Here is a 14,810-nt window from a genome sequence, read left to right on the forward strand (position 1 = left end):
CCTGAAACCGGGGCGTGGGGTCTGTCGTTGCCCCGGAGTGCCAGGCCGAGAGGACAACGAACGTGAACACCATCACCAGCCTGGACACCATCGAACACGCCGTCACCGAGATCGCCGCCGGACGGCCGGTCGTGGTCGTCGACGACGAGGACCGTGAGAACGAAGGCGACCTGACCTTCGCCGCGAGCCTCGCGACTACCGAACTGATGGCGCTGCTCGTCCGTCACACCAGCGGATACGTCTGCGCGCCGACCACCTCCGAGGTCCTGGACCGGCTCGAGCTCCCGCTGATGGTCCCGGACAACCAGGACAGTCTGCGAACGGCGTACACCGTCTCCGTGGACGCGGCGACCGGTGTCGGTACCGGCATCTCCGCCGCGGACCGGGCGCGGACCGTCCGCGTACTGGCCGATCCGACGGCGCGGCCCGCGGACCTGATCCGGCCCGGTCACATCCTGCCGTTGCGGGCCGTCGACGGTGGAGTCCGGCAGCGGCCCGGTCACACCGAGGCCACTGTCGAACTCGTCCGGCTGGCCGGTCTCCCGCCGGTCGGTGTGATCGGCGAGCTCATGAACGACGACGGCACGCTGATGACAGGTGCGGACCTGCGCGCGTTCGCCGACGCTCATGGCTTCGCGATGATCTCGATCGCGGATCTCGTCAGCTACCTGTCGTGACCAGCGTGCGGGCGGCTCCGGCGATGCCCTCGGCCGACAGCCCGTACCGGTCCAGCAGGTAACCGGCCGACCCGGTCGGTGCGAACTCGGTGAAGCCGAGCATCGACACCCGCGCCGGATGATGCTGTACGACGGTCTCGGCCACCGCTCCGCCGAGACCGCCGCCGGCCACCGCCTCCTCGGCGGTCACGATGCCGGCCGTCTCCCGCGCCGCAGCGACGACAGCGTCGACGTCCAACGGCTTCACCGTCGGCATCGACAGCACCCGCGCCGAGATCCCCTCCGCGGCCAGCAGCTCGGCGGCGGCCAGCGCCCGCCACAGCACGGTCCCGTTGCTGATCACGGTCACGTCGCTGCCTTCGCGCACCGTGATCGCCTTGCCGAGCTCGAACGTGTAGTCCTCGGGGTACACCTTCGGCACGCTCATCCGGCTGACCCGGATGAACACCGGTCCCTCCGTCGCGGCCGCCCAGCGGAGCGCCGCCGCCGTCTCGATCGGGTCCGCCGGGACGATGATCCGGATCCCCGCGATCGCCCGCAGCCAGGCGATGTCCTCGATCGAGTGGTGCGTCGGGCCGAGTTCGCCGTACGCGACGCCGGGGCTCATCCCGCAGAGCTTCACGTTGGTGTTCGAGTACGCGACGTCGGCCTTGATCTGCTCGAGCGCGCGGCCGGTGAGGAAGCAGGACGCAGCCGACACGAACGGGATCCGGCCGCCGTTGGCCAGCCCGGAGGCGACGCCGACCATGTCCTGCTCGGCGATCCCGACGTTGATCAACCGGTCCGGGAACGCCTTCCGGAAGCTGGTCAACTTGCTGGACCCGACCGAGTCGTTGACGACGCCAACGATCCGGTGGTCGGCGTGCGCGAGCTCGGCGAGCGTCTCGACGTACGCGTCCCGGCAGTCGTACCGCGGCTGGTCGGCGATCGACCGGGTCTCAAGGACGGTCATCGAAGCTCCTTCAGGGCCTGCTGGTACTCAGCGGCATCGGGTACGCGGTGGTGCCAGGCGACGTTGTTGCTCATGAACGAGATCGGGTGGCCCTTGTGCGTGTGCGCGATCACGAAGGTCGGCTTGCCCGGCCGGAACGGGACCGCGGACAGCACGTCGAGCAGCTCGCCGTGGTCGTGCCCGTTCACCTCGACGACCGCGAACCCGAACGCCGCCGCCTTCTCCGGCAGCGGGTCGAGGTCGTTGGTCTCCTTGGTGGTCGCGCCCTGCTGCAGCCGGTTCCGGTCGACGATCACGGTCAGCCGGTCGAGCTGGTACTGCGAGGCCGCCATCATCGCCTCCCAGTTCGAGCCCTCCTGCAGTTCGCCGTCCCCGACCAGCACGTACGTACGGCGCAACGAGACGTCGAGCTTCGCCGACAGCGCGTGCCCGACCGCGACCGGGAGGCCGTGCCCGAGCGGGCCGGTGTTCGCCTCGACGCCGGCCACCTTGTTCCGGTTCGGGTGCCCGTTGAGCGCGGACAACGGTTTCAGAAACGTGGAAAGTTCTTCCACCGGCAGGAAACCGAAGGCCGCCAGCGTGGTGTAGAGCGCGCCCGCGACATGCCCCTTGCTGAGGATGAAGCGGTCGCGTTCCGGGTCGTTCACGGTGTCCGGTGAGATGTCCAGGACCGCGCCGTACAGCGTGGCCAGGATGTCGATCGCGGAGAAATCGCCACCGATGTGCCCGGCGCCGGCGTGGTGGACGAGCTTGAGGTCCTGGATCCGGATCTGCTTGGCGGCCTCGGCGATGTGCGCGATCTGCTCGGCACGGCTGCTGTGGACCGGCAACCGCCCGAGCACCGGCAGTGTCGCGTGCTCGACAGTCAAACTCATACGATTTCCGCCATCGAACTCAGCAGGACCTTCTGGACCAGCTTCTGCGCGGCCAGTGCGTCGTGGGAGGCCTGCGCGGCGGCCAACGCGTCGTCGTCGAGGACGTCGAGCGCGTGGTGGATCGCCTTCAGGAACGTGATCGCCTGCTTCGCCGCCTGCACGCTGTCCTCGCGGAACGGGAACTGGTCGAGCTGCCAGACGCCGTCCCAGTTGTTCTTCCGTAGCGTGTGGAAGAACTCGAACGTCTCCACCAGGTGCACCGAGCCGACCACCATGTCGTCGTCCCAGCCGCGCAGGTTGTCGTTCACGTCGATCGCGAACAGCCGGCCGTAGTCGATCGCCAGCTGCGCCGCGTCCGCCGGCGTCTCCAGGCCGTACAGCGAGTGGCCGAAGTCGAGCAGGATGCCGAGGTTCGGTAGACCGATCTTCTCGATGCCGAGCAGGGTCCGGGCGACGTTCGGGAAGATGATCTTCACCCGCGGCTCACGCGGCTTGTACTCGATCACGAAGTTGATGTCGGGATGCGCCGACACCAGCTCCTTCAGCCCGTCCAGCGCCAGGTTCCAGACGTCGTGGTAGTTCACCTGGAACGGGTAGTCCCAGCCGTCCTGGCCCGGCCACAGCTTCACGTACGAGCAGCCGAGGTCCTTCGCCAGCTCGGTTGCCTGGTGCAACAGTTCCAGCGCCTGCTTGCGTACGGCGGGGTCCGGGTTGGTGAACGATCCCTTGACGAAGTCCTTGGTGTAGATCTCCGGGGTGATCGCGATCGCCTTCAGGTTGTTCCGCCGCAGCGCGGCCTTCACGTCGTCGAGCGTTCCGTCGTACCCGGCGAACGGCCAGTTCAGGTCGACGACGGACAGGTCGCCGACCGCGCCGGCCCGGTCGATCTGCTCCAGCAGACCGACGGGCTCGCCGTACCCGTCGGTGGCGTAGCGGTCCTTGTAGGTGGCGAAGTGCCAGATACCTGCGCCGAAGACCGGCATCTCAGTCATGGTTTGGATTCTCCTTGGTGTGGGGCGGATTCAGCCCGTGAGCGGGCGAAGCGGCGGATCTTGGCGAACATGTCTTCCAGCAGGAAGCGGACGTCGACCTGTTCGCAGACCTGGATCGGGTTGTCGGTGCCGGGCAGGTACCAGCCGTCGACACCGAAGCGGGGCGCCGGACGGGTCCGGAAGTTGCCGCTGTGCGGGTAGAGCATCAGGGAGATCGCGGGCGAGTCGCCGAGCGAGCGGGACTCGATCGGCTCGCCGTGGTACGTCGCGTTCCACTCGACCAGCTGGTCGATCAGGTAGCGACCGAGCGGGCCGGCGTCGCCGATCTTGTCCTCGAGCTCCGCATAGCTGACCGAGACCATCGTGTAGACGTCGCTCGGGACCTGCCAGACGGTGATGCCCGAGCCGAACACGACGTTCGCGGCGTGGATGTCGTTCGACAGGTTGAACTCCATCCGGTGGTCGGCCGCGTAGCCGTTGTAGCCGCGGCCGCCGATCCAGATCACGATCACGTCCCGGTTCACCAGGTCGGGCTCGAGCAGGATCGCCGACGCCATGTCGGTGATCGGGCCGAGGAACGCCACGAACAGCGGGTCGTTCTTCGAGGCCAGCTCGGACTCCTCGATGATCAGCCGCGCGCCGGGCGAGTCCAGCGGGGTCCGTTCGTCCGGGATGCCGGTGGTCGCGCCGTTCGCGACGGTGACCTTGCCGGTGAGGTCCGTCAGATCCAGCAGCAGGTCGATCTCCTCGCGGGACTCCTCCATACTCCGGTCCGACCGGTGGGTGCCGAAGTGCGCGGGAATCAGCCCGCGGACGTCGAAGGTCGGCGACAACAGTGCGTGCACGATCGCGAACTGGTCGTCGGCCTCGTTCTTGGCATCGGTGTCGATGATCACCCGGCGTCTGCTCGGCTTCACCCTTGACTCCCGCTTCTCCCGATCACCCCGCCGCCGAAGGCGGCTGCTCTTTCCTTCAGCGAGCGGAGCGAGATTGAATAGATATTCACTAGTGCATAATCTGTCGCATTGAGTGTCGCCACGAGGCTAGAGTCCCGTCAAGACCTCAGTTGAAACTTGGAGCGCCGATGCACCAGGCCGTACTCGCCATCGACCAGGGCACCACCAACTCCAAAGCCGCTCTGATCACCGCGGACGGCGCGATCCTCGGCACCGGCTCGCACCCCGTCCGGATCTCCCACCCCCGACCCGGCTGGGTGGAACAGGACGCCGAGGACGTCTGGCAAAGCACCCTCAACGCGATCACCACCTGCCTACACACCACCGCCCCCGGGGGCGCGGGCGGTGGTGGGGTGGAGATTGTGGGGATTGCACTTTCCACTCAGCGGGAGTCTGTTGTGGGGTGGGATCGCTCCGGACGCCCGGTCGGGCCGGTGCTGGGCTGGCAGGACGTTCGGACCAGTAGCTGGTGTGCGCAATTGCCCGCAGCGGTCGACGAGCTGGTACGCCGACGTACCGGGCTCCGGGTCGACGCGATGTTCTCGGCACCGAAGATGCGCTGGTTGCTCGACCGTTCCGACGCGTACGTCGGCACCGTCGACAGCTGGTTGATTCACCGGCTGACCGGCCGACGGGAGCACCTGACCGAGGCGGGGAACGCGTCACGCACCTTGCTGTACGACCTGACGACGCTGGACTGGTCCGCCGAGTTGCTGGATGCGTTCGGTGTGCCGCGTTCGGCTCTCGCCGAGGTGCGGCCGTCCGATGCCGGCTTCGGGTCCACGAAGGACGTGCCGGGTCTACCGGACGGGATCCCGATCGTCGCCGTCCTCGCGGACTCGCACGCCGCGATGTACGGCCAGGGGTGTACGCGGACCGGGATGGTGAAGGCGACGTACGGCACCGGATCGTCGGTGATGACGCCGGTCGCGGAGTTCGTCCCGAGCGGTTGCACGCTCGCCTGGCAGACCGATCGGCCCGTCTACGCGCTGGAAGGAAACATCGTCTCCTCCGGCGCGGCACTCGCCTGGACCGCCGACCTGCTCGGCCTCCCGGACGTCGGCGCACTGATGGAGCTCGCGGCAACCGTCGCGGCGGCCGAGGGCGTCGTACTCGTGCCGGCCTTCGCCGGGCTCGGCGCGCCGCACTGGGACCGCGAGGCGCGTGCCGCCCTCACCGGCATGAGCAGCTCCACGACGCGCGCCCACCTCGCGCGGGCCGCGGTCGACGCGGTCGCACACCAGATCTGCGACATCACCGACACGATCCCCGGCGGACTCAGCACCCTGCGCGCCGACGGCGGCGCGACGATCTCGGATCTGCTCATGCAGACCCAGGCGGATCTCCTCGGCCGGCCGGTCCAGGCCGCCGACGTACCGGAGATCTCCGCCCTCGGCGCGGCCGAGCTGGCCTGGTCCACACTCGGCGCGACCACCGGCTGGTCGAAGACCCGCACCTACCGCCGCTTCGAGCCCCACCTCACCCCGGAGGCCCGCACCGACCGCCGCGCCGGCTGGTCCGCCGCCGTCACCACCACCCGCACGGCCTGACGCGTACAGAACGACAGGACATATACGCCCATCGGCGCCCGCAGTGGGCTTCGATCAGGCTCAGGCCGAGAGACCTTGGAGGGACATGTCCTGTCGGCGCGTACGGACGAGCCCCCGGAGATCGCTTTCCACAAGAGGTTGACTGGGTCTCGACGGCCCACCTATGGTTGCGGCAGAATCTTTGGAAAGCCCTTTCCGAGCGGGGACGGGCCGAACGTGAGAGGTCAGACTGTGAACGAGCGACGCATCGGCATCGTGATGAACGGCGTCACCGGCCGGATGGGCCTGCGCCAGCACCTCGAGCGTTCCATCGTGGCGATCCGCGAGCAGGGCGGGATCCCCGCCGCCGACGGCACGATGATCATCCCCGAGCCGATCCTGGTCGGCCGGAACGAGTTGAAGCTGCGCAGGATCGCCGAGCAGTACGGGCTGGAGCGCTGGACCACCGACCTCGCCGAGGCGCTGGCCGCGCCGGACGTCGAGATCTACTTCGACTCCCAGCTCACCCAGCTCCGTGAGAAGGGCGTCCGCGCCGCCGTCGAGGCCGGCAAGGCGATCTACTGCGAGAAGCCGATCGCCGAGAGCCTGGACGCGGCCGTCGACCTGGCGAAACTGGTCGTCGGCTCCGGGCTGAAGAACGGCGTGGTGATGGACAAACTGTCGCTGCCCGGCCTGCGGAAGCTGAAGCGGCTGGTCGACGGCGGGTTCTTCGGCCGGATCCTTTCCGTGCGCGGCGAGTTCGGGTACTGGGTCTTCGAGGGCGACTGGCAGGAGGCGCAGCGGCCGTCCTGGAACTACAAGTCCGAAGAGGGCGGCGGCATCATCCTGGATATGTTCTGCCACTGGCGGTACGTGCTCGACCAGACGTTCGGCGAGGTCAAGTCCGTGTACTGCCAGGGCGCCACGCACATCCCGACCCGGGTCGACGAGAGCGGCAACGAGTACGCCGCGACCGCGGACGACGCGGCGTACGGCGTGTTCGAACTGGAGGGCGGGATCGTCGCGCAGCTGAACTCGTCGTGGGCGACCCGGGTGTTCCGGGACGAGCTGGTCGAGTTCCACGTGGACGGGACCGAGGGGTCGGCGGTCGCCGGGCTGCGGAACTGCCGGGTGCAGCACCGCTCGGCGACGCCGAAGCCGGTCTGGAACCCGGACATCCCGGCCACCGAGAAGTTCCGCGACCAGTGGGCGACCGTGCCGGACAACGAGGTGATGGACAACGGCTTCAAGGTGCAGTGGGAGATGTTCCTGCGGCACGTCGTCGACGACACCCCGTTCACCTGGGACTTCGTCGAGGCCGCCAAGGGCGTCCAGCTGGCCGAGCTCGGCCTGAAGTCCTGGCACGAAGGCCGCAAGCTCGAGGTCCCGACGCTCGATCTGCAGGCGAACTGATGGAACTGAAACTTCCCGCCGAGGGTGGGTTGAAGAACTATCAACTGGTCGGCGAACCGGTTGCTCAGGGCACCTATGCGCCTGCCACCTCGCGGTTGGCGTTCGCGGCGGCACATGTAGTGGCAGATCCGTTGGGGGACAACTCGCCGGGAGCGCCGGCGGTGGTGGACTGGGAGCACACGCTGGAGTTCCGGCGGCACTTGTGGTCGCTCGGGTTGTCGGTCGCGGAGGCGATGGACACCGCGCAGCGCGGCATGGGCCTGGACTGGGCCGCCACCCAGGAACTCATCCGCCGCTCGGCCGCGGAGGCGCCCGACGGGCGGATCGCCGTCGGCGCGGGGACCGATCAGCTTGCTGAAGGCAAGCATTCGATCGATGCGGTCACGGCAGCTTATGAAGAACAGTTCGCAGTGGCGGAGAACGCCGGCGCACAGCCGATCATGATGGCCAGCCGGGCGTTGTGTGCGGCCGCGGAATCGCCGGACGACTACCGCAAGGTGTACGACCGGCTCCTCACACAGTCCACCAAACCGGTCATCCTGCACTGGCTCGGCCCCATGTTCGACCCTGCGCTGGAAGGCTACTGGGGCAGCGGATCGTTCGACGCTGCACTGCAGACGGTTGTCGAGCTGATCAACGACAACGTGGACAAGGTCGACGGGATCAAGATCTCGTTGCTCGACGCCTCGAAGGAAGTTGCCCTACGCAATCAGCTCCCTGACGGCGTCCGGCTCTACACGGGCGACGACTTCAACTACCCGGAGCTGATCCGCGGGGACGGCGGGCGGCACAGCGACGCGCTGCTCGGGATCTTTGCGGCGATCGCCCCGGCGGCAGCGGCCGCTCTGAGTGCTCTGGATCGTGGTGACAGAACGGAGTACGAGCGGGTGTTCGCGCCTACGGTTCCGCTCGCCCGGCAGATCTTCTCCGCGCCGACGTACTACTACAAGACCGGCATCGCCTTCCTCGCCTGGCTGAACGGGTTCCAGCCCGGCTTCACGATGGTCGGCGGGCTGCAGACGGGGCGGTCGTTGCCGCATCTGGCGGACACGTTCCGGCTGGCGGACCAGGCCGGCGTACTGACGAATCCCGAGCTCGCCGTCGACCGCTTCCGTCAGCTCCTGCGCGTGGGCGGAATCGACGCATGAACCGGTACAGCCTGAACCAGGCAACCACGAAGTACTGGCCGCTCGAGGACGTCGTCGGGGCCAGCGCGAAGGCCGGGCTGGAGTGGGTCGGGCTGTGGCGCGAGCCGATCCAGGAGTACGGCGTGGACAAGGCGGCGAAGCTGGTCGCCGACGCCGGACTGAAGGTCTCCTCGCTGTGCCGCAGCGGGTTCTTCACCTCGACCGACGCCGCCGAACGGCAGGCGAAGATCGAGGACAACCGGCGCGCGGTCGACGAAGCCGCGACTATCGGTACGTCGGTCCTCGTACTGGTCAGCGGCGGCCTGCCGCCCGGCTCGCGGGACCTCGACGGCGCCCGCGCGATGGTCCGCGACGGGCTGGCCGAACTCGCGCCGTACGCCGCCGAACGCGGGGTCACGCTCGCGGTCGAGGCGCTGCACCCGATGTTCTGCTCGGACCGCTGCGTGGTGTCGTCGCTGGGCGGCGCGCTCGACCTGGCCGAGCAGTTCCCGGTCGAGCAGGTCGGCGTGATCGTGGACGCGTACCACCTGTGGTGGGACGCGGACGTGTACCGGCAGATCGAGCGGGCCGGCGCGCGGATCGTGTCGTACCAGGTCAGCGACTGGGTGGTGCCGCTGCCGGCCGATACGTTGCTCAGCCGGGGCATGATGGGCGACGGCGCGATCGAGCTCCGCCGGCTCCGCGAGGCCTGCGACGCGGCCGGGTACGACGGCCCGATCGAGGTCGAGATCTTCAACCAGAAACTGTGGGACGCGCCGGGCCAAGAAGTCTTCGACCTGGCGTACGCGAGGTATCAGGAACACGTCCTCTAAAAGGAGAGTACCTGTATGACTGACCGGATCATCCCCGCCGACGGTATCGGGATGCACCTGTACACGATGCGAGACCTGCTGGCCCAGGACTATCCGGGGACGCTGAAGCGGCTCGCGGAGATCGGGTATCGGACCGTGGGGGTGAGTGGGCGGTTCGAGCACAGTGCGGAGGCGATCCGCGGCTTCGCGGACGACGCCGGTCTGGCGATCGTGCTCGAGCACGTCGGGTACGCGCGGATGAGCGACGACTGGGCTGGGGCGCTGGCCGACGTACGGACGCTCGGCGGGCAGTGGGCCGTCGTACCGTCGATCCCGTCGGAGCTGCACTCGGTGGAGGGGTTCAAGACCGCGGCGGCGGCGTTCGTGGAGGCCGGCAAGGCGGCGCGGGACGCGGGGCTGAAGCTGCTGTTCCACAACCACGGGCACGACTTCGACGAAGTCGACGGGCGGGTGCTGTACGACATCCTGCTGGACGTCGATCCGGAGCTGCTGGGGTTCGAGCTGGATCTGTACTGGGCGGTGGACGGCGGGCACGACCCGGCGAAGCTGTTCCAGGAGCACCCGGGCCGGTTCCCCGCGCTGCACGTGAAGGACATGGCCGAGGACGGTTCCTGGGAGGACGTCGGCGCGGGCAAGCTGGACTTCGGCGCGATGTTCGCGCACGCGGAATCCGGCGGCGTACAGCAGTACCTGGTCGAGCACGACAAGCCGACGGACGCCTGGCAGTCGGCCGAGCGCAGCTACCGGGGCCTGACCGAACTGCGGTACTGAGAGCTGTGACAACAAACGCTTAACCGGGTCAGCTGTGGATACGTCTGCTCACGACGGGTGAAATCGGCCTATTCTCAACGGGTGCAGAACGAGCCCGCGGTCCGGCTGTCCGCCGTCCGGCGCCTGTACGAGGTGAGTGCGCGGATGGGCGCCGGGCGCAGCCTTGCCGAGACGCTGCAAGCTGTCGTCGACGGTGTCGTGGACGGGCTCGGGTTCGGCATCGCGGTGCTGAACCTGCGCTACCCGGACGGCAAGTTCGAGGTGATCGCGGTGGCCGGGTCCCCCGAGGCCCGGGCCGCGCTCCTCGGCCGGGTGAGCGCGGCGGACCTGTTCGACGCCGAGTTCGCGATCGCGGACGTCTGGGGCAAGCTCCGGTTCGTGCCGCACGAGCGGCTGCCCGAGGGCGAGGTGACCGGCTGGGTGCCGGACGTACCGGTGTCCGACGCGCCGGACGCGTGGCATCCGCTGGACGCGCTGTTCGCGCCGCTGTACTCGTCCGAGGGCGAGCTGGTCGGGATGCTCTCGGTCGACCTGCCCGAGGACCAGCGGCGACCGGGGCCGATCCACCGGGAGCTGCTGGAGATCTTCGCGACCCAGGCGGGCGTGGCGATCGACAAGGCCCGGCTGACCGATCAGCTGCTCGCCGAGAAGACCCGGCTGGAGGCCAGCGAGGCGACGTTCCGGCTGGTCTTCGAGGGCGCCGGCAACGGGATGGCCACGATCGCGTTCGACGGGCCGGACCTGGGCCGGGTCCTCCGGGTGAACGACGCGTTCTGCCGGATCACCGGTTACACCGCGGATCAGCTGGTCGGGATGCGACTGGTCAGCTTCCTGCGCGACGACGAGCCGGAGCAGACCCGGGCCGAGCTCGAGGATGTTGCCGCCAGCAACGGTGCGTACCGGTTCGAGCGGGTTTTCACGCAGCCGAGCGGCAACGCGATCTGGCTCGGCGGTACGGCGTCGCTGGTCGAGCAGGGCGCCGGCCAGCCGCGGATCCTGCTGGTGCAGATCGACGACGTCACGGCCCGCAAGGACGCCGAACGCCAGCTCCGGCACCACGCCGCGCACGACCCGCTCACCGGCCTGCCGAACCGGCGGCTCCTGCAGCAGCGGTTCGCGAAGGTCCTGGAGCAGACCCGGTTCACCGGCCGGCCGGGTGCGCTGCTGTTCTGCGACCTCAACCACTTCAAGCTGGTCAACGACAGCTACGGGCACGAGGCCGGCGACCACGCGCTGCGCGAGATCGCCACCCGGCTCAGTACGGCGGTCCGGCACGGCGACACCGTGGCGCGGCTCGGCGGCGACGAGTTCGCCGTACTCGCCGAGGACATCACCGACGACGACCTCGACACCCTCATCGCCCGCCTCGAGGACGCGGTCAGCCGGCCGCTGCCGGGCATCGACATCCGGGTCACCACCAGCGTCGGCACGGTCCCGATCATGCCCACCAGCAGCGACCTCGACGTGCTCCTGCACGAGGCCGACCAGGCGATGTACGTCGCGAAGAAGAACCGCCGGCTCAGCTGACGCCGAGCACCCGGTCGCGGGCGGTCCGGAAGTTCGCGGCGAAGTCACCCGGGAGGTACGACCACGGGACCGGCGTGGGCCTGCTGCCGAGCTGCTGGAAGACCGGCGCGGCCGCCGCCGGGTCCTCGCTCAGTGAGAAGGCCATCGCGAACACGTTGAGCACGTTGGGCGAGCCCGGCCGCAGCTCGGCCTCCGGATGCCAGATCGAATGGTTCGCCGCGATGCGCAGGTCGGAGCGTACGTCGGCCCGCGTCATGTACGCCGCGACCTGCGCCGGGGCCTCGATCGCCGTCTCCAGGTGCGCGAGCGGAACCAGCGCGTGCAGCATGCTGCCGGCCGGCGCCCGGGTCGCGACGTGGCGGGCGAACCCGTGCATCTGCTCGTGGCTGCCGAACCACTTCGCGCACAGCGTCTGCAGCAGCTCGAAGTTCGCCTTCCAGTGCTGCGGGAAGCGCTGCACCGCCTCGCGGTACCGGAACTCGCCGTCGGCCACCGGCAGCTGCAGACCGCGTGCTGTCCGGACCAGGAACGCCCAGGCGGAGACCTCGTCCGGGTTCTTGCCGACGACGTCGTACAGGCAGGACTCCGCGAGCCGTAGGCGCTCGAAGAAGACCTCGAACCGCTGCTCGGCCGTGTACTGCGCCTGGTACCCGCCGCGCGCGTCCCACGCCCACTGCACCGCATGGGCGCCCCGAACGAGCTGCGCCAGCGGATCCTCGTCCGCGAGCCGCCCGATCCAATTCTGTACGCCGGGCACGGCGCCGCACACCTCCAGGTAGAACGTCCGGTCGTCCGGGTGCTCGGCCGCGTCCAGCAGGCCACGCGCCTCGATCCACTCGCGGTTCGCCAGCGCGTCGTACAGCCGGCGAGCAGTGGGGTCGCCGAGGCACGGGTCGGCGGGCGGCGCGGGTGGCGACGCTTTGCGGCGTACGAACTTCATCGCGAATCCTTACGGCGTTGGAAGAAGACCAGCAGGCAGGTGGCTACTCCGACGCCCACTGCCCGGGGAAGGAGGTCGCCGATCTCCGTCGACGTCGCGAGCGCGATGACCACCACGGCCACCAGCGCCGTCAGGACCCAGAGCTCGGGGCGCTTGAGCCAGTACGCCGCCTTCATCGCCCAGGTCACCGAGCTGCGGGGAATCGTGGCGGCGTCCCGGTCCGGCATCGGCACCCGGAGCGCCGGTGAGGTCGCCGCGTCGACGGCCAGCGTCGCCTGCCGGCCGTTCTTCCACTGCGCCGGCTCGATCGGCACCTGGTAGCCGTCCCGCCGGATCAGGTGCCGGCCGCCGTCCGGGTACGCGACCACGACCGCCAACTGGTCGAACGTCGCCGACGTCTCGCTGGTGGGCGTCTTGATCCGGGCGCTGTCGCGTCCGACCGTGAGCCGGCCTTTGGTCACCGGCCAGCCGGCCGGCCGGAAGTGCTGCCCGGTCTCCGCGCCCACGGCCGGTTTCGGGCCGTCGAGCCAGGTCAGCTGCGGATCGACGACGGTCTCCGGGTCGACCGACAGCAGCAGGTTGCCCCACATCGACAGCGCTGCCTGCCGGACCTCCTCGACTGTGGTGCCCGCGGCCTCGGCGATCAGGTCGTCGCGGTCCCGCACCGGACGGCCGAGCAGCACCTCCCGGGCCGCGAGGTACGGCATCCACGTCTCGGCCGGTTCGGCCTTCAGCCGCCGTACCTCCTCGTCGAGCTCGTCCCGGAGATCGGTCGGGTCGGGGCCGCGGTCGCGGAGACCCCGCAGTACGGCCATCGTCTCGCCGACAACGGTCGTCCGGGCCTCGGGCAGGATGTCCATTCCCGCGGTCAGCATCGCGGTGTCGGGGTCGACCAGTTCGTACGACGCCCACGCGGAGTACCCGACGCCCGTACCGTGCCGGAAGCCGGTCTCCAGGCCGCGCCGCAAGGCACGCGCCAGCGACGGGCCGGCCGTCGAGCGGGACAGTGCGCCGGACAGCGCCACGCCACCGGAGGGACCGGCGAAGCCGGCCGGCAGCGGCTGCTCGCACGGAACCGCGGGTCGGGCCAACCATCGCGCGCCGTCGTTCAACGGCAGCCGCAGCCCGGCCGGCGGCGGACCCGTCAGCGCCAGTACGGCGTTCCCGCGCGCGAAGGCCTCCGCGGCGAGCGCACGCAGGCGATCCGGCTCCGCGGTGTGCAGCCCGTACTCGTCGTACGCGACCAGGCCCGGGCCCTGGGCGCCGTACCGCCAGAGCATGTGCAGGTCGACCTGACCGGGGCGCCGGGTGGCGCTCTCCGCGCGGAGGACGCGACGCTCGTGTTCGAGGTCGGAGAAGTCCGGCGCACTCAGCCAGCCGCACAGCCGCTGCAGGAACTCCGCCACATCGTTGGGCTCCCCCTCGACGTCGAAGGTCGTGTGCAGCATGCTGACCGACCCGTTGATCGGCGCCCGGATCGAGTCCCGCCCGTGCAACGCCAGATGCTCGAGCAGGTGCAACCACCCGTGCCGCGGCAACGCCTCGTCCGCCACCCCGGCCCGGAACCACAGACTTCCGCGCATCCGCCGCTCACCAGGCACCCAGTAGACGGGAACACCGTCCACCTCGGTCTCGCGCAACTCGCCACTCATAAGGCGCACCATCCTGTCGGATCTACGGCACGCCCGCGCCCCCTTTTGCACCTATTGACATGCAGTCGGGCACACGGCTCTTACGAACCGAGCTTCGTGAGGGCTTCGTCGGTCAGGCGGTACACGGTCCATTCGTCCTGGGGGTGGGCGCCGAGGGACTTGTAGAAGTCGATGGCGGGGGTGTTCCAGTTGAGGACGGACCATTCGAGGCGTTCGTAGTTGTTGCGGACGCATTCCTGGGCGAGGGCGGTGAGGAGGGCCTTGCCGAGACCGGTGCCGCGGGTCTCCGGGCGGACGAACAGGTCCTCCAGGTAGATGCCGTGGACACCGCGCCAGGTGGAGAAGTTGAGGAACCAGATCGCGCAGCCGACGACCTGACCCTCGTGCTCCGCGACGTGGCAGAAAGTGGCCGGGTTGTCGCCGAAGAGCGCGGTGCGCAGTTGCTCCTCGGTCAGGTGGCATTCCTCCGGAGCCCGCTCGTACTCCGCCAGCGCGTACACCAGCTCCACCAGCGCCGGTACGTCGTCCGGCCGCGCGCGGCGGATCCGCTCGTCGATCTGCATGCG

14 protein-coding genes are annotated in these 14,810 nt (G+C 69.3%); 7 read left to right on the top strand and 7 right to left on the bottom strand.

Going from position 1 to position 14,810, the window contains the following annotated elements; all coding sequences use genetic code 11:
• Positions 1-62: 62 nt before the first annotated feature.
• The gene (gene ribB / locus AB0M51_RS29815) at positions 63-677 is read left to right on the top strand and encodes a 3,4-dihydroxy-2-butanone-4-phosphate synthase (protein WP_344189134.1); all 615 of its coding nucleotides are present in this window, start codon (positions 63-65) and stop codon (positions 675-677) included.
• On the opposite strand, the gene AB0M51_RS29820 is transcribed toward ribB, so the two are convergent.
• Genes AB0M51_RS29820 through AB0M51_RS29835 form a run of 4 tightly spaced genes read right to left on the bottom strand, consistent with a single transcriptional unit; the run spans position 661 to position 4,413 of the window.
• On the bottom strand, positions 661-1,629 hold the full coding sequence (locus AB0M51_RS29820) for a transketolase C-terminal domain-containing protein (RefSeq protein ID WP_344189132.1): 969 nt from the start codon (positions 1,627-1,629) through the stop codon (positions 661-663). The genes ribB and AB0M51_RS29820 overlap by 17 nt on opposite strands.
• Positions 1,626-2,504: a transketolase gene (locus AB0M51_RS29825; RefSeq protein WP_344189130.1), complete on the bottom strand. Its 879-nt coding sequence runs from the start codon at positions 2,502-2,504 to the stop codon at positions 1,626-1,628. The genes AB0M51_RS29820 and AB0M51_RS29825 overlap by 4 nt, the downstream gene beginning before the upstream one ends.
• Positions 2,501-3,496, bottom strand: coding sequence for a sugar phosphate isomerase/epimerase family protein (locus tag AB0M51_RS29830; RefSeq protein ID WP_363751417.1), 996 nt, complete (start codon positions 3,494-3,496; stop codon positions 2,501-2,503). The genes AB0M51_RS29825 and AB0M51_RS29830 overlap by 4 nt, the downstream gene beginning before the upstream one ends.
• Entirely contained in the window at positions 3,493-4,413 is a 921-nt protein-coding gene (locus AB0M51_RS29835; RefSeq protein WP_344189126.1) for a nucleoside hydrolase, read from the bottom strand. Before AB0M51_RS29835 ends, AB0M51_RS29830 begins: the two co-directional genes overlap by 4 nt.
• A gap of 167 nt (positions 4,414-4,580) precedes the next feature.
• Here AB0M51_RS29835 and AB0M51_RS29840 point away from each other — a divergent pair, with 167 nt between their 5' ends.
• The 6 genes from AB0M51_RS29840 (at position 4,581) to AB0M51_RS29865 (ending at position 11,652) form a co-directional block, all read left to right on the top strand.
• Entirely contained in the window at positions 4,581-6,002 is a 1,422-nt protein-coding gene (locus tag AB0M51_RS29840; protein WP_344189123.1) for an FGGY family carbohydrate kinase, read from the top strand.
• A gap of 231 nt (positions 6,003-6,233) precedes the next feature.
• On the top strand, positions 6,234-7,394 hold the full coding sequence (locus AB0M51_RS29845; RefSeq protein WP_344189121.1) for a Gfo/Idh/MocA family oxidoreductase: 1,161 nt from the start codon (positions 6,234-6,236) through the stop codon (positions 7,392-7,394).
• Positions 7,394-8,542, top strand: a complete 1,149-nt coding sequence (locus AB0M51_RS29850) for a dihydrodipicolinate synthase family protein (protein ID WP_344189119.1) — start codon at positions 7,394-7,396, stop codon at positions 8,540-8,542. The genes AB0M51_RS29845 and AB0M51_RS29850 overlap by 1 nt, the downstream gene beginning before the upstream one ends.
• On the top strand, positions 8,539-9,354 hold the full coding sequence (locus tag AB0M51_RS29855; protein ID WP_344189117.1) for a sugar phosphate isomerase/epimerase: 816 nt from the start codon (positions 8,539-8,541) through the stop codon (positions 9,352-9,354). Before AB0M51_RS29850 ends, AB0M51_RS29855 begins: the two co-directional genes overlap by 4 nt.
• 15 nt (positions 9,355-9,369) lie before the next feature.
• The gene (locus AB0M51_RS29860) at positions 9,370-10,125 is read left to right on the top strand and encodes a sugar phosphate isomerase/epimerase (RefSeq protein ID WP_344189115.1); all 756 of its coding nucleotides are present in this window, start codon (positions 9,370-9,372) and stop codon (positions 10,123-10,125) included.
• 81 nt (positions 10,126-10,206) lie between these two features.
• The gene (locus AB0M51_RS29865) at positions 10,207-11,652 is read left to right on the top strand and encodes a diguanylate cyclase (protein WP_344189112.1); all 1,446 of its coding nucleotides are present in this window, start codon (positions 10,207-10,209) and stop codon (positions 11,650-11,652) included.
• Here AB0M51_RS29865 and AB0M51_RS29870 read toward each other — a convergent pair.
• From AB0M51_RS29870 to AB0M51_RS29880, 3 genes are all read right to left on the bottom strand, one after another.
• Positions 11,645-12,592 carry a hypothetical protein gene (locus tag AB0M51_RS29870; RefSeq protein ID WP_344189111.1) on the bottom strand — a complete coding sequence of 316 codons (948 nt, stop codon included), beginning with the start codon at positions 12,590-12,592 and terminating at the stop codon, positions 11,645-11,647. The genes AB0M51_RS29865 and AB0M51_RS29870 overlap by 8 nt on opposite strands.
• Positions 12,589-14,244, bottom strand: a complete 1,656-nt coding sequence (locus AB0M51_RS29875) for a hypothetical protein (protein WP_344189109.1) — start codon at positions 14,242-14,244, stop codon at positions 12,589-12,591. Before AB0M51_RS29875 ends, AB0M51_RS29870 begins: the two co-directional genes overlap by 4 nt.
• Positions 14,245-14,324: 80 nt before the next feature.
• Positions 14,325-14,807: a GNAT family N-acetyltransferase gene (locus AB0M51_RS29880; protein ID WP_344189107.1), complete on the bottom strand. Its 483-nt coding sequence runs from the start codon at positions 14,805-14,807 to the stop codon at positions 14,325-14,327.
• Between the last annotated feature and the right edge of the window lie 3 nt (positions 14,808-14,810).

Source organism: Kribbella sp. NPDC051137 (genome assembly GCF_040682535.1).
Lineage (GTDB): Bacteria > Actinomycetota > Actinomycetes > Propionibacteriales > Kribbellaceae > Kribbella > Kribbella karoonensis.

Bases quoted from the DNA above. Each gene is read 5' to 3' on its own strand.
- AB0M51_RS29820 (WP_344189132.1), bottom strand. From the start codon at position 1,629: ATGACCGTCCTTGAGACCCGGTCGATCGCCGACCAGCCGCGGTACGAC.
- AB0M51_RS29825 (WP_344189130.1), bottom strand. From the start codon at position 2,504: ATGAGTTTGACTGTCGAGCACGCGACACTGCCGGTGCTCGGGCGGTTG.
- AB0M51_RS29830 (WP_363751417.1), bottom strand. From the start codon at position 3,496: ATGACTGAGATGCCGGTCTTCGGCGCAGGTATCTGGCACTTCGCCACC.
- AB0M51_RS29840 (WP_344189123.1), top strand. From the start codon at position 4,581: ATGCACCAGGCCGTACTCGCCATCGACCAGGGCACCACCAACTCCAAA.
- AB0M51_RS29850 (WP_344189119.1), top strand. From the start codon at position 7,394: ATGGAACTGAAACTTCCCGCCGAGGGTGGGTTGAAGAACTATCAACTG.
- AB0M51_RS29855 (WP_344189117.1), top strand. From the start codon at position 8,539: ATGAACCGGTACAGCCTGAACCAGGCAACCACGAAGTACTGGCCGCTC.
- AB0M51_RS29860 (WP_344189115.1), top strand. From the start codon at position 9,370: ATGACTGACCGGATCATCCCCGCCGACGGTATCGGGATGCACCTGTAC.
- AB0M51_RS29870 (WP_344189111.1), bottom strand. From the start codon at position 12,592: ATGAAGTTCGTACGCCGCAAAGCGTCGCCACCCGCGCCGCCCGCCGAC.
- AB0M51_RS29875 (WP_344189109.1), bottom strand. From the start codon at position 14,244: ATGAGTGGCGAGTTGCGCGAGACCGAGGTGGACGGTGTTCCCGTCTAC.
- AB0M51_RS29880 (WP_344189107.1), bottom strand. From the start codon at position 14,807: ATGCAGATCGACGAGCGGATCCGCCGCGCGCGGCCGGACGACGTACCG.